Origin of the sequence: Rhizobium sp. NRK18 (genome assembly GCF_024385575.1) — a bacterium.
Taxonomy (GTDB): domain Bacteria; phylum Pseudomonadota; class Alphaproteobacteria; order Rhizobiales; family Rhizobiaceae; genus JANFMV01.
Genome location: NZ_JANFMV010000001.1, coordinates 3358441 through 3371885 on the forward strand (window position 1 = coordinate 3358441; position 13445 = coordinate 3371885).

Below are 13445 nucleotides of genomic sequence, written 5' to 3' on the forward strand. Positions count from 1 at the left end.
GTTGTCCGGGACACCCTGGAGCGATGCCCTGAGGCACTGCTGCTTCTCATTGCCGACGTCGAGACCATCCGCATATTAACCTGCCGCTGCCAATGCCGCGTTCGGGCTGAGCGGCTGCCCCCGCGATGCGGCGCATACCGCGTCAACATCGAGAATGAGAGCCACCCGGCCGTCTCCCAGGATCGTGGCTGCCGCGATCCCCGGAACGTGGGAGTAATTTGCCTCAAGACTCTTAATAACCACCTGACGCTGTCCCTGGATCGCATCGACCATGAGGGCGCGCTGGCCGCCGCTCTCGGATTCGACGAGAAGCGCGACGCCCTCGACCGGATCCGCGCTGGTGGCGCGGTAGTTGAGGATGCGGCCGACATCGACCAGCGGGCAGAAGCCATCGCGGATCGAAAGCAGGCGATGGTTGGAGCCGTAGGAGTGGATGGACTTCGCTTCCGGCTGCAGCGTCTCGACGATCGCCGTCAGCGGCACGACGAGCGTCTGGCCGGCGACCGTGACGACCATGCCGTCGAGGACGGCGAGCGTCAGCGGCAGGCTCATGGTGAAGACGGAACCCTTGCCCGGCGTCGACGAGATCGAGATACGGCCGCCGAGCGCCTGAATGGAGCGCTTGACCACGTCCATGCCGACACCACGACCGGAAATGTCGGAGATCTTGTCGGCAGTCGAGAAGCCCGGAAGGAAGATCAGGTTGTCGATCTCTTCATCGGAAAGCGGCGTTTCGGAGGTGATCAGATCGTTGTCGATCGCCTTCTGGCGGACGCGCTCGCGGTTGATGCCGGCGCCGTCGTCGGCCAGCTCGATCAGGATGCGGCCGGAACGATGCTTGGCAGTGAGGCGAACGGTGCCTTCCGGATTCTTGCCGGCGGCTTCGCGCTTTTCCGGCGTCTCCACGCCGTGATCGACGGCGTTGCGGATCATGTGCGTCAGCGGCTCGGCCAGCTTGTCGATGACCGTCTTGTCCACTTCGGTGTTTTCACCTTCGGTGATCAGACGGATCTGCTTGCCGGTCATGTCGGCCACTTCGCGAACGATACGCGACATGCGCTGGAAGACCGGCTTGACCGGCTGCGCGCGGATGGCCATCACGCTGTCCTGGATTTCGCGGGTGAGCTGCTGCAGCTCTTCGAGACCCATGTTCATGGAGTTGGTGCCGGAGGCATCGTTCTCGATGACGCTCTGCGACAGCATGGCCTGGTTGATGACGAGCTCGCCGACAAGGTTGATCAGGCGGTCGACGCGGTCGAGGTCGACGCGGATCGTCTGAGCGACACCGCCGCCGGCAGAATTCTGTGCCTGGGCCGCAGCCGCAAGGGCGGCGGCCTTTTCGGCCTCGGAGGTCGAGGATGCGGTTTGGCGTACGACGTCGCGGGCCGTCTGGGCGGCTGCGATGGCGTCGGCAATCGGGGCTGCGATGACCGGAGCGGGGGCCGGGCGCACCGGCTCGACAACGGTTTCCATGACCGGCTCTTCATCCGCCTCGTCAACGCCGTCGAGGGCAGACAGGTCGAAGGGAACCGGTATCATCGGCAATTCGGATGCGTCGCCTTCGGCGTCGGTTGCGTGCGCCGTTATCTCGAGGTCGCAATCCCACTCGGCGAATTCGAAGACCGAACGAATGCCTTCTTCGCCCTTTTCCGTTTCGATGGAGATATCCCAATGGAAGTAGGCGCCTTCCGGATCCATCTGGTCGAGGACCGGGAGGGATTCCATGTCGCAACGGATGCTCATCGTTCCGATGCGCGACAGGTCGCGCAGCAGAAGCGCTGCTTCGTTGCCCTTGTTGTACAGTTCGGCACGCGGCTTGAACTTCACATCGAAGGAGGGAAGCGGTCCCTGAGCTTCTTCTTCGCCACCGAAATCGTCGAAGGAGAACGGGATCGGCGCAAAACCTTCCTCACCAGCAGCCGGCTGTGGAGCAGCGGCCGGAGCTGGGGCGGGTGTCGGTACAGGCGTCGGCGCGGCGGCGGAGGGTGCTGGCATTTCCCCCTTTGCGAGCGCCTCGAGCTCCTTGACGAGCCCGGCGCTGCGGCTCGGATCGACACTGCCGCCGTCACGGGCGGCGGCGGTCAGATCGGCGAGCACGTCGGCCGACTTGAGCATCACCTTCATGACGTCCAGGTTTGGCTCAAGCTTGTTGGATCGAACGCAATCAAGAGTGGTCTCGAAAACATGCGCGAACGCCACCAGATCGTCGAGGCCGAACGCACCGGCGCCGCCCTTGATCGAATGGACGGCCCGGAACACGGCATTCACCGTTTCGGGATCACGATCGCCATCATTCATCTTCAGGAGACCGGATTCCAGTTCGGCGAGCTGCTCCTCGCACTCCTGGAAAAAGATCTCTTTGATTTCGTTCATATCCATAGGAAGTATCCCGTTAGGCGGTTACACGCTCAATCGCATCGATCAGTTTGGTCGGATCGAAAGGCTTCACGATCCAGCCGGTCGCACCAGCCTGGCGGGCGCGGTTCTTCTTCTCGGCGTCGCTTTCGGTGGTCAGGACCAGGATCGGAATGGCGCGGTACTTGTCGTTCTTGCGAACGCCCTCGATGAAGCCGAAGCCATCGAGACGCGGCATGTTGATGTCGGTGACGATGACATCGGGGCATGCATTTTCGAGGACTTCCAGTCCCTCGACGCCGTCTTCGGCCTGGATCGTTTCGAATCCGGCGTTGTTCAACGTCACGAGGAGCATATTACGAATGGTCCGTGAATCATCCACGGTAAGCACTCTCTTCTTCATTGCTGAATCTCCTTAGCCAGCAGGTGATCAATGTTGACGCCGATGAGCTGCAGCGTCTTTGAAAATACGTCCGAGACCTTGTTGAACACGAAGGCCTTCTTGTCTTCTTCCCAGGCCCTGGAACCGGCGATCAGCACCTGGACGCACTGGGCACCGACCCGCTCGACGCCAGATGCGTCGAGAGCGAGGTCCTTGCCACGCAGTTCCATGAGCTTCCCGTGCAGGGTGGAAGCTTCGTTGAGGTCGAGCACGGCAGACAGCTTCAGCTCCGCAGTCTCACTCTTTTTCTTCGTCATCAGAACCTTCCTTGTTCCAGACCGCATTCATGTTCCCGACGCTCGCCGGCGACGGCGTGCTTCAACCTCCGGCAGCGCCGGCAATGGCGATCGCCGGCATCGCGGCGACCTCCCAATCCAGTTCCCTGTCCAGCGTGTCCTGCGCTTCCTCGGTGACGCGGGCGGGCGCGATGTCCACGCGTGCGGTCGGCCGGGGCGCAGCGAACTGCCGCTGGTAGCGGAATTCCCTGACCGTCGCGCCGAGCTCGACGATGACGGTGTGCAGATCTTCGGCGCCCTGCCCGGAGCGGGCCGCAGCTTCGGTATTGCGGGCGATGGCGGAACGCGCGGAACTCAGCTCGTCCGACAGGCGCTTCAATTCGCTTGCATGGCTGCCGGTGTCGCGGGCGATGCCGGCGATGGAATCGCTGATGCCGTTGACCTGGGTGACGATCTCGCCGATGGCGGTCTGCGTGCGGGCGACCATTTCGACGCCTTCGTCGACCTGGGCCTTGGTATTGGTGACGAGCGCCTTGATCTCGCGCGCGGCCTCGGCCGAGCGCTGTGCGAGGCCGCGAACCTCCTGGGCGACGACCGCAAAGCCACGGCCCGTTTCGCCGGCGCGGGCTGCCTCGATGCCGGCATTGAGCGCCAGAAGATTGGTCTGGAAGGCGATGTCGTCGATGACGCCGATGATCTTGCCGATCTCGTCTGCTGAACTTTCGATGCCCGACATGGCCGAAATCGCCTGGCCGACGATCTGACCACTGGTTTCCGCCGATTGCCGCGTCTTCGCAACGGCCTCTTCCGCGCCGCGGGTCATCTCGGCGTTGCGGCGGACATCGGCCGTCAGGTCGCCAAGCGCCTGCACCGACCCTTCGAGAGACTGACACTGGTCGAGCGCCCTTGCGGCGAAGACACGGGCATCGGTGGCGATCGAACCGGTCTGCTGCTCGGTCTTCTCAAGCGCGCCGGAAAAGCGGAGGAAATTGTCCTGCAGGGCTTCCATCGCCGTGTTCAGCTGCGAGGCGAGGTGCGCATAGTTGCCGGCGTCTTCGACATCGGCGCGGGCGGTCAGGTCATTTTGGGACAGTGCCGCCAGAACGGAGCCGAAAACCTCTTCGACCTGCGCCTGCTCTGACTTGCGCTGTGCGGCGAGCTGCTGCTTGTGTTCGACACGCAGGGCGTTGAACCGCAGGGAGACAGCGATCTCGACATCGACCAGAACGAGACGAATGATTGCGGCGGCCAGCTCTGACATTTCCTGCGCGCGCTTCTTGCCCGAGGAGAGCAGCGAGCGGCCGGAGGCTTCGCCAATGATTGCAGACAGCAGGTGTTCGAGGACGACCGCGTGGCCGGCGACGTGCCAGCGCGGATCCAGCCCCATCTTCGATTCCGCATCCGAAAGCACCTTCACGCGCTCGGCGTAGAGGCTGTCGAAGCGGGCGTCCGTCAGAACGTCCCAATGAGACGCCTGCAGGTCGTGCAGCCGTTCGACCTGACGCTCGCTCGAAAAATTCGCGGAGGCTTCAGGAATCGACTGGAAACGGTGGAAAAGATCGCGCAGGCCGGCGTTGACGCTCGCCTGCATCTGGGGACGGTGACGGCGCAGGAGATCACATTCATCGGCGCCCAAGCCGGCAAAACGCAGGCGCTCGCGCAGGCTTCCAGCCCTCGCTCCGCTCGCCTGTTCTGTCGTCGGCTTGTTGTTCAAGTCCAGTCCCCGCAATCGCCCATGGCCGGTCGGCCGAATAAACCAAATCCCGGAATCCGGCGGTCGAGGGGACGCTCCAGAGGGGAACGGTCTCCGACCACGCAAAATGCTCGCAAAATATTGGCTTGATTTACATACCGGCCCAGATCCGGTTCCGACGGTGCGGCGTCATGCCTTATGGGAATTTCGGCAGCAGATATCCCATCCCGACGTACAAGCTAATCATTATGGTTAATTCCTTGCTTGAAGGTTAATTTTTGGTGCCCTCTGCCGAACTAGTCAGATTTAACCACTTCGTCACTTTCCAGCAGGGAGGCACCGACAGCCAGAAGCAAGCTTATCGCTGTATCCAGACAAGAAGGGCATGTCAGTTAGACAGTATCGGGGGTTGTAACGGTGGTTGTTCTTGGTATCGCAGCATTCATTCTCTCGGCGGCTACGCTTGGCGCGATGACGCTTCTGATCAGCATCGAGCGCAAGCGCGAGCTGCCCGGCTTTCACATTTTCTGATCCGCCTGCACGTCTGCCGCCGGATGTCGGGCAATTGACATCGGCGGCCCTGCTTGGGAATGTCCGCGCGACATTTCACATGGCAGGTATTTCAAGATGAGCCTTACTTCCGTCAAAGCATTCTTTGCCGAAAACGCCCCCGATATTTCCGTCATCGAACTGGAGCAAAGCACGGCGACCGTCGAACTTGCCGCTCAGGGACACAGCGTCGAGCCCGGGCAGATCGCCAAGACGCTGGCGCTGAAGCTGGACGGCGGAACGATCCTTCTCGTCGCCAAGGGCGACGCCCGTCTCGACAACCAGAAATTCAAGGCGATGTTCGGCACCAAACCGCGCATGCTGGATCTTTCGGACGTCGAGGCGGAAACCGGTCATCCGGTCGGCGGCGTCTGCCCGTTCGGTCTGCCGCACCAGATGAAGGTCTATTGCGACCTGTCGCTCAAGGCCTACGACATTGTCGTGCCGGCCGCCGGGGCGATCAATGCCGCCGTCAAGATCGAGCCGAACCGCATGGCGGATCTGACAGGGGCGGAATGGATCGACGTCTGCAAATAGGCTAGCAGCAGGCCCCGGCCTCCCCTACCCGCTGCGATTGGTGATCCATCGGCATTGATAGGGCGCGAAGACAATATCGCCGCCCTGCGCGCGGATCGTTTCGCCGGACAGCAGATCCTGCCAATTGGCGCCGCCGATCAGGTTCAGCGACATGGCCGGTATTATGACCTCTTCGTCGGTCATGTTGTTGACGGCAAAAATGCTCTGCGACCGGTCCATGCTCTGACGCCAAAAGCCGAACAGCTTTTCGCCGAGATGCAGGGTGAACTGCGTCGCATTCGGGTGAAAGGCCGGCTGGCGGATGCGGATCGAAAGCATGCGCTTCATCTCCGCAAACACCTGCGCATGCCGGCTCCCCTCGTCCGCGAGCGCGTCACGCAGATCCGGATAATGCCAGCGATGGCGGTTGATCGCCCGGTTGTGGTCGGATTTCTCGACGCCCTCGTAGTCGTTCGGCGTTGCCAAGAGCGAGTGGATGTAGAAGGCGGGAATGCCTTCGAGCGCCATGGTGATCGCCTGGCTGCAGAGGAAGCGCTCCCTGTTCCACTCGTCCTCGCCCTTCACCGTGCCCTTCAGCGCATCATAGAGCGAGACGTTCAGCTCGTAGGCCTTGACGCCGCCATCCGGCAACTTGCGCATGCTGACGAGACCGCCGAAACCCTTGACGGTCTCGATCATCCCCGCGATCTCCTCGTCCGGGACCAGACCTTCGGCCGGGCGCAGGCCGATGCCGTCATGCGAGGCGGTGAAATTGAAATAGGCGCAGCCGAGCTGCGCCGGCGGCATCGCCATCTGCCAGGCGTTCAGCGACCGTGACGTGCCGTTGAGCAATCCATGCAGGATCAGCGGCGGCAGCGAGAAATTGTAGATCGCATGCGCCTCGTTGCGATTGCCGAAATAGCTCAGGTTCTCGACATTGGGGACATTGGTCTCGGTGATCAGGACCAGCTGTTCCTCGGCAAAATCGGCAAGCAGCCGCATCAAGCGGACGATTTCGTGGGTCTGGCGTAGATGGATGCAGCTCGTGCCGACTTCCTTCCACACGAAGGCCACCGCATCGAGACGGATCGTGCGTACGCCCTTGTCGATGTGCATGCGCATGATGCGCAGGAATTCGAGCAGAACCTCCGGATTGGAAAAGTCGAAATCCACCTGGTCGTGGCTGAAGGTGCACCAGACATGGCGGATGCCGTTCGCCGTCTCGACCTCGCGCAGCAAGGGATGGGCGCGCGGGCGCACGACCTCGGAAAGATCATCCTCCGGAGAGGCCTCGAAGAAGAAGCGGTCGTAGGGCGCATGTCCCTGCCGGTACTCGTTGAACCAGTGCGACTGGCTGGAGCAATGGTTCAGCACCAGGTCCGACATCAGCCGGAACTCGCCGGCAATGCGCTCGATATCCTCCCAGTCGCCGAGAATGCTGTTGACCGCGCTGTAATCGGTGATCGCGAAGCCGTCGTCCGAGGTATAGGGAAAGAACGGCAGGATATGCACCGCATTCACCGTGCCCTTCAGATAGCGGCGCAGAAAGTCGTAGAGCAGGTCGAGCGGCTTGTGCTCGCCATCGACGAGGCTGTTGCCGTAGGTGATGACATAGGCGTCACGCTCGTTCCAGACCGTATTGTTCTGGAGCATACGCCCCCGCTTGCGCGGACTGTGTTCCGTGCCCCAGAAGGCCGAGACGATCTGGTCGGTCAGCAGGTCGGCATCGAGATCGGGATAGATGGAGCTGGCAAGAACCCGAATTCCCTCCCGGAGGCGCCGGGGAGCCGTCCTTTCGGAAGCGGGCATGGCGGCATCTGGCGGAGGCGTTTCTTGCTGCATCGCAAAAAGTTAACATGATGACCGCGTTTGGCAACCGCAAACCGACGATCGCGGCCCAAATGGCAGCATGCTTGACCTTGCCACGATGGGAAGGTCTATGATGCACAGCATCAGATGATACCGACGCGACAATCCGGGAGAAGAGGATGAATATCGGCGACGCCGCCGGCGCTTCAGGCGTATCGGCAAAGATGATCCGCTACTACGAGACCGTCGGCCTGATCCGCCCGGCACACCGGACGGAGAACAACTATCGGGTCTATGGTGACGATGACGTGCACACGCTGCGCTTCATCAAGCGTGCCCGCAACCTCGGCTTCTCGCTTGAGGAGACGGCGACGCTCCTCGGCCTATGGCGCGACAAGACGCGTGAAAGCCGCGAAGTCAAACGCGTGGCCCAGACCCACATCGACGCGCTGGAAAGCCGGATCGCCGAACTGCAGGACATGGTCGGAACGCTGAAGCACCTCGCCCATTGCTGCTCCGGCGACAACCGTCCCGACTGCCCCATCCTGAACGACCTGGCGGAGATCAAGCCGGTATCGAAGGGATCACATCCATCGGCTCACTGACGGCATAAGCGGGGCGGATGGATGCATAACTTTTTTGCGTTGGCGCGGGACGCTCTTTTCGTAGTCATTGGATCATCAGTTCCACATCCAAGAACAACGAGGGGAAACCATGAAATCAAGATTGAACTATCTCTCCGTCACCATCGCCGCACTGCTGCTTTCGACCGCAGCCCATGCGGAAACCCTGCGTCTCGCGCATGAATCCTCGTCCAACAGCCTGATCCAGGAAGCGAGCCTTCTCTTCGCCAAAACTGTCGCGGAGAAGTCCGGCGGCGACATCGAAGTCCAGGTCTTCCCCGACGGCCAGCTCGGCGATGAGGCCGCGATTGCCGACGGCGTCGGCAACGGCTCGATCGATATCGGTCTCGGCGGCGTCGTCGATCCCATCGACCCGAAGCTCAATGTCATCACCCTGCCGTTCCTCTTCAAGGATCTCGATGCCGTACACGCCTTCCTCGACGGACCGGTCGGCAAGGAAGTCTTCAGCACCGGCGCGGACAACGGCTTCCACATGCTCGGCGCACTCGACTCCGGTTTTCGCCAGTTCGCGCTGACCAAGGGTCCGGTCAACACGCCTGCGGACTTGAAGGGCGTCAAGATCCGCGTGCCCGGCAACCCCGTGCTGCTGGCCACGATGAACGCGCTCGGCGCCCTGCCGCAGTCCATCCCGTTCGGCGAAGTCTACACCGCCCTGCAGTCGGGCGTCGTCGACGGCACCGAGCCGGAAATGCGCGATTTCGCCGACCAGAAATGGTATGAGACGACGAAGTACATGTCGCTGTCGAACTATGTCTGGACGCCCAATTACTGGTTCATGAACAACGACCGTTACGAAGGCCTGTCCGACAAGGACAAGGCTGCCGTCGATGAAGCCGTTGTCGAGACGACCGCCTGGTATCGCGGCAAGCTGGCGGACACCTACACAGAGGTCCAGAAGACCCTCGAAGGAAACGGCGTGACCTTCAACACCGTCGACCAGGCGCCGTTCCGCGACATGGTCGGTCCCGTCTATGCCCAGTTCGGTAAGGAATGGGGCGACGATCTGGTTGCCAAGGTTCGCAGCGCGGCTGCCGGCAACTAAGCCTTCAAAGCCTCCCAAGGCGCATGCGTTCGCGGGGCAGCCGCCCTGCGAACGCTCTTCGATCCGAGCGGTTCATGAACGACACATCCCTCCCCCATCCTCACGACCCGACGCTGCTGCGCTGGTTCGGCTGGCTGACCACCGGCATCGCCGTTTCCGCCTTCGTCGGCATGACGATCACGACGCTCCTGGGTGTTGCCGCCCGCTATCTGGGGCTGCGCGGTGTCGAGTGGACGTTCGAAGTCACCGGCATCCTGTTCCTCTGGACCAGTTTCTTCGGCGTCATCGTCGCCGAACTGCGGCGTGAGAATGTCGCCTTCACCTTTCTCGTCGACAAGCTCGACAGCCGATGGGGTCGCATCCCCGCCTTCATCTGCTCGCTGTTGACACTCTGGCTCGCCATCGAGCTGACGCGAAGCGGCATCGGCTTTGCGGCCCGATCCGGGATGGCGCCGACGCCTCTTCTGCGATTGCCGCGCCTCGTGCAGATCCTGCCCTTCATCGCCTTTGCCGGCGGCATCGCACTGATCACCTTCCTCCGCATCCTCCAGGGCCTGGGAGGCAAGGCGGCGCAATGACCATTCTCATCCTGTTTGCTACCTTCCTCTTCTGCCTCCTGGGTGGCTTGCCGATCCTCTGGGCGATGGGTGTCTCGACGATCGCAGCCCTGACCTTTGGCGACGTTTCGATGCCGCCTGCATGGTTGGCGCAGCAGATCGTACGCGGCGCGGACTCGATCTATCTGGCGGCGATCCCGCTATTCCTGTTTTCCGGCGAACTGATGAACCGCGGCGGCCTGACCCGACGGCTGATCAATCTCGCTGACTTCGTCTTCGGACGTTTCACCGGCGGGCTCGGCTTCGTCAACGTCGTCACGGCCTTCGTCTATGGCGGCATCAGCGGCTCGGCGACCGCCGATACCAGCGCGGTGGCCAAGCTGATGATCCCGGCGATGGAAAGCCAGGGCTATCCCCGCAGCTATGCGGCGGCCATCACCGCAGCGTCGGGAACGCTCGGCATCATCGTCCCGCCGAGCGTGATCTTCATTCTCTACGGCGTGCTGACCAACACCTCGATCGGAGGACTTTTCCTCGCCGGCGTGGTGCCGGGAACGCTGATCGCAGTCGCTTTCATGGTAACCTCCTGGATCGTCGCCAAGCGCGCCGGCTATGGCGGCCACAAGTCGCAACTGTCGATGCGGGCCTTCCTCACTGACCTCGTCAAAGCTCTGCCGGCGCTGGCCATGCCGATCTTCATCCTCGGCACCATCCTGTCCGGACTGGCGACGGCTACGGAAGCGGCGGCTCTCTCGGTCGTCTATGCTCTGGTCGTCGGCGGGTTCATCTATCGCGAACTGACATGGAAGGAGATCGGATCGGCGCTGGTCGAGACGGTGTCCGGTACCGGCTCGGTGATGCTGATCGTGGCCGTCGCCACACCTTTCGCCTGGATCCTGACCGTCGAGCAGATCCCGCAGATGGCCACCGACTTCATCCAGCATACCGGCGCCGGACCGGTCGGCACGATTGCGCTTGTCCTCGCCGTGCTGCTGTTCGTCGGCACATGGCTGGATCTCGGGCCGGCCATCGTGATCCTCGCGCCCATCCTCGCGCCGCTGCTTGCCAAGGCCGGCCTGCAGCCGCTGCAGATCGGCGTGCTGTTTACCGTCGCACTCGGCGTCGGCCTTTACACCCCGCCGGTCGGCACCAACCTTTTCGTCGTGTGCAATGTCGGCCGCGTGAGCATCGGCGCCGTTACCCGGCAGCTCGTGCCGTTCTGGATCGCGAGCCTCGTTGTCATCGTTCTTCTGGTCGCATTCCCCGGTCTCAGCGAATGGCTGCCGGGCATTTTTGGGAATTCCTGATGCAGCATCTTGTTGGTGGCATTTCAAGCGCCGGGCGGGCTCTTCCGGCGCTGAACGACCGGGCGTTCCGGGTCGATCACGCCTTCGGCCCCTACCTCGTCGGCGATGACGGCAGGCGCTATATCGATACCGCGCTGGGCTTCGGCGCGATCCTGCTCGGCCATGCCGATCCCGTGGTCAATGCCGCGGTCTGCGCCGCCATCGAGCGCGGATCGATGCCGGCATTCGCCCATCGCGCCGAGGAAGAGGCAGCCGACGCATTGACGGCAGCCTGCGGTCCTCTCACCTCCGCCATGTTCACCAATTCCGGCAGCGAAGCGGTGCACATGGCCTGCCGCATCGCGCGTGCCGTGACCGGCCGCGGGACGATTGCCAAGATCGCCGCCGGTTTCGACGGTTGGTTCGACCCGGTCGCGCTCGGCAATGCCGGCTCTGCCGAAGCCCTGCTTGGCAACGGACCGAGGCCGGTGCGCAACGGCGTCACGCTGCTGCGTTACAACGATATGGCGGATGTGGAGAGACTGTTTCAGGAAAACGACGACATCGCCGCCGTCATCTTTGAGCCCCTCCTCGCCAATGCCGGCTGCGTGGTGGCGGAACCCGGCTATCTGGAAATGCTGCAGGCGACCGCACGCCGGCATGGCGCACTCTTGATCGCCGACGAGGTGCTGATGGGGTTCCGGTCGCGCTTCGGACTCGCCAGTCACGGCATGAAACTGAACCCGGACATGGCGACCGTGGGCAAGGCGATCGGCAACGGCTTTGCCGTCGCCGCCGTCCTCGGCCAGCCCGAAGTCATGGCGGCCGCAGCCGACGGCCGGGCGGTGCGCGCCGGCACCTATAGCGGCAACCCGGTGGCAACCGCCGCCGTGGTGGCGACGCTGGAGCAGCTGGCAAAGGCAGACTACGAGGCACTCGCGGCCCGGGGCGAACGGTTGCGCGCCAGACTCGCCAGCACCTTTGCGGCCCAATCGCAGCAGATCTCGACCTCAGGTCTCGGCATGGTCTTCACGCCCTGGTTCGCAGGAGAAGCCCCCCGCTCCTACGAGGCGGCTGCGGCCACCATCCGCCCGGACAAGTCGCTTGCGCTGCATTATGCCTTGAGGGAACAAGGGGTGATGACCATGCCGCAAGGGTATGGTCGGCTCTATCTGAGCTTCGCCCATGACGACGCCGTCATCGAGCAGATGGAAGGCGCAATCCGGCTGGCGGCGACAGCGCTTCAAGAGGGCTGAATTCCGATCGCAGGAAGGATGCCAGCTTGCGCCCGGCGAGGCTGACCCCGGGCGCCATGATCAGCGCCAGCTCGAGTTCCGGCAGCGGCGGCAGGCCATCAGCTTCCGACAGGACGCGATGTTCGAAGGTCAATGCCGACTGGGGCAGCGCCGTGACGCCGAACCCCATCATGACGGCAGACTGGATCGACTGCATGTGCGACGACACCCAGACGATGCGCCACGGCCTGTTGACCTCCTGCAGCACCCGCAGGATGTGCGGGCGTGCCCGGCAGTTTTCCGGAAACAGGGCCAGCGGAAGCTCGTCCGCCTTTTCCGGCTGCGCATTGACGGAGGCACACCAGATCTGCTTTTCGCGTTTCAGCAGTTCGCCGTGGGTATCGCCGTCGCGGCGCGTGACGATCGCCAGATCGATGTCGCCCCTTGCAACCAGTGGCTCCAGGTCATGGGAAAACTCGCAGACGACTTCCACGGAGATGTCGCGGAACCGCGTTGAGAACTTCTCCATGACGCAGGCGCCGAAAAGGCCGATATAGTCATCCGGCATGCCGAGCCGCACATGCTTGCGGTCGCCGAGGCTGCCGAGTTCCTCCAGCACCTGCTGCTCCAGCGCCAGCAGCTCCCTCGCCCGGCTGCAGAGCCGATCGCCCTCGGGCGTCAAAGAGACGGTTCTCGCGGTGCGGTTCAACAGGCGCACGCCCAGCCGCTCCTCGAGCCTGGCAATGGAGGTCGAAACCGCCGCCTGGCTCTTGCCGACACGCTCGCCGGCCATGGTGAAGCTGCCCGTGTCGACGATCGCCAGGAAGGTTGCAAGTGTGTCGAGATCGAAGTGATGCACGCGGTACTCGTCAGGCTTTGGATTGAAGGCGGCACTATGCGATTTGCCGGAAACCAACGCAATCCCCCGGCGCAATCCTCCCGCAGCACTTGGCGGGCGAATATGTATGCGATCGGGAGGTTATCTGCATCCAGACCTGCCATGGCTTTGTTTATCTGGCAAACGGCGTCCATGGCAGCAGCGGGGATCATATGTTTGAGGTAACAATCGTTTGTTGCAATT

Annotated in this window: 12 protein-coding genes; 6 read left to right on the plus strand and 6 right to left on the minus strand. The window is 62.6% G+C overall.

Annotated elements, in window-relative coordinates; genetic code table 11:
- Window positions 1-75: 75 nt before the first annotated feature.
- The 4 genes from NN662_RS15890 to NN662_RS15905 form a co-directional block, all read right to left on the minus strand.
- Window positions 76-2379 (minus strand): chemotaxis protein CheA, encoded by a 2304-nt coding sequence (locus NN662_RS15890; RefSeq protein WP_261931202.1) that lies wholly within the window; start codon window positions 2377-2379, stop codon window positions 76-78.
- 13 nt (window positions 2380-2392) lie between these two features.
- Window positions 2393-2758, minus strand: coding sequence for a response regulator (locus NN662_RS15895; RefSeq protein ID WP_261931203.1), 366 nt, complete (start codon window positions 2756-2758; stop codon window positions 2393-2395).
- Window positions 2755-3054: an STAS domain-containing protein gene (locus NN662_RS15900; RefSeq protein WP_261931204.1), complete on the minus strand. Its 300-nt coding sequence runs from the start codon at window positions 3052-3054 to the stop codon at window positions 2755-2757. Before NN662_RS15900 ends, NN662_RS15895 begins: the two co-directional genes overlap by 4 nt.
- 61 nt (window positions 3055-3115) lie before the next feature.
- Window positions 3116-4747 carry a globin-coupled sensor protein gene (locus tag NN662_RS15905; RefSeq protein ID WP_261931205.1) on the minus strand — a complete coding sequence of 544 codons (1632 nt, stop codon included), beginning with the start codon at window positions 4745-4747 and terminating at the stop codon, window positions 3116-3118.
- Window positions 4748-5353: 606 nt separating this feature from the next.
- Between NN662_RS15905 and NN662_RS15910 the strand changes: the two genes are divergently transcribed.
- Window positions 5354-5812, plus strand: a complete 459-nt coding sequence (locus NN662_RS15910; protein WP_261931206.1) for a YbaK/EbsC family protein — start codon at window positions 5354-5356, stop codon at window positions 5810-5812.
- 24 nt (window positions 5813-5836) lie between these two features.
- Here NN662_RS15910 and NN662_RS15915 read toward each other — a convergent pair whose 3' ends face one another.
- Window positions 5837-7600 (minus strand): sugar phosphorylase, encoded by a 1764-nt coding sequence (locus tag NN662_RS15915; protein WP_261931207.1) that lies wholly within the window; start codon window positions 7598-7600, stop codon window positions 5837-5839.
- 179 nt (window positions 7601-7779) lie between these two features.
- Between NN662_RS15915 and cueR the strand changes: the two genes are divergently transcribed.
- From cueR to NN662_RS15940, 5 genes are all read left to right on the plus strand, one after another.
- Window positions 7780-8205, plus strand: coding sequence for a Cu(I)-responsive transcriptional regulator (cueR, locus tag NN662_RS15920; protein WP_261931208.1), 426 nt, complete (start codon window positions 7780-7782; stop codon window positions 8203-8205).
- Between the two features lie 109 nt (window positions 8206-8314).
- Window positions 8315-9286: a TRAP transporter substrate-binding protein gene (locus tag NN662_RS15925; RefSeq protein ID WP_261931209.1), complete on the plus strand. Its 972-nt coding sequence runs from the start codon at window positions 8315-8317 to the stop codon at window positions 9284-9286.
- A gap of 74 nt (window positions 9287-9360) precedes the next feature.
- Window positions 9361-9864: a TRAP transporter small permease gene (locus NN662_RS15930; protein WP_261931210.1), complete on the plus strand. Its 504-nt coding sequence runs from the start codon at window positions 9361-9363 to the stop codon at window positions 9862-9864.
- Window positions 9861-11150, plus strand: coding sequence for a TRAP transporter large permease (locus tag NN662_RS15935; protein WP_261931211.1), 1290 nt, complete (start codon window positions 9861-9863; stop codon window positions 11148-11150). The genes NN662_RS15930 and NN662_RS15935 overlap by 4 nt, the downstream gene beginning before the upstream one ends.
- Complete coding sequence (locus NN662_RS15940; RefSeq protein WP_261931212.1) at window positions 11150-12385, plus strand: aspartate aminotransferase family protein; 1236 nt, start codon at window positions 11150-11152, stop codon at window positions 12383-12385. Before NN662_RS15935 ends, NN662_RS15940 begins: the two co-directional genes overlap by 1 nt.
- Here NN662_RS15940 and NN662_RS15945 read toward each other — a convergent pair.
- A complete protein-coding gene (locus tag NN662_RS15945) occupies window positions 12327-13223 on the minus strand; it encodes a LysR family transcriptional regulator (protein WP_261931213.1) in 897 nt (298 codons plus the stop codon). The two genes, NN662_RS15940 and NN662_RS15945, sit on opposite strands and share 59 nt — an antisense overlap.
- Window positions 13224-13445: the final 222 nt, after the last annotated feature.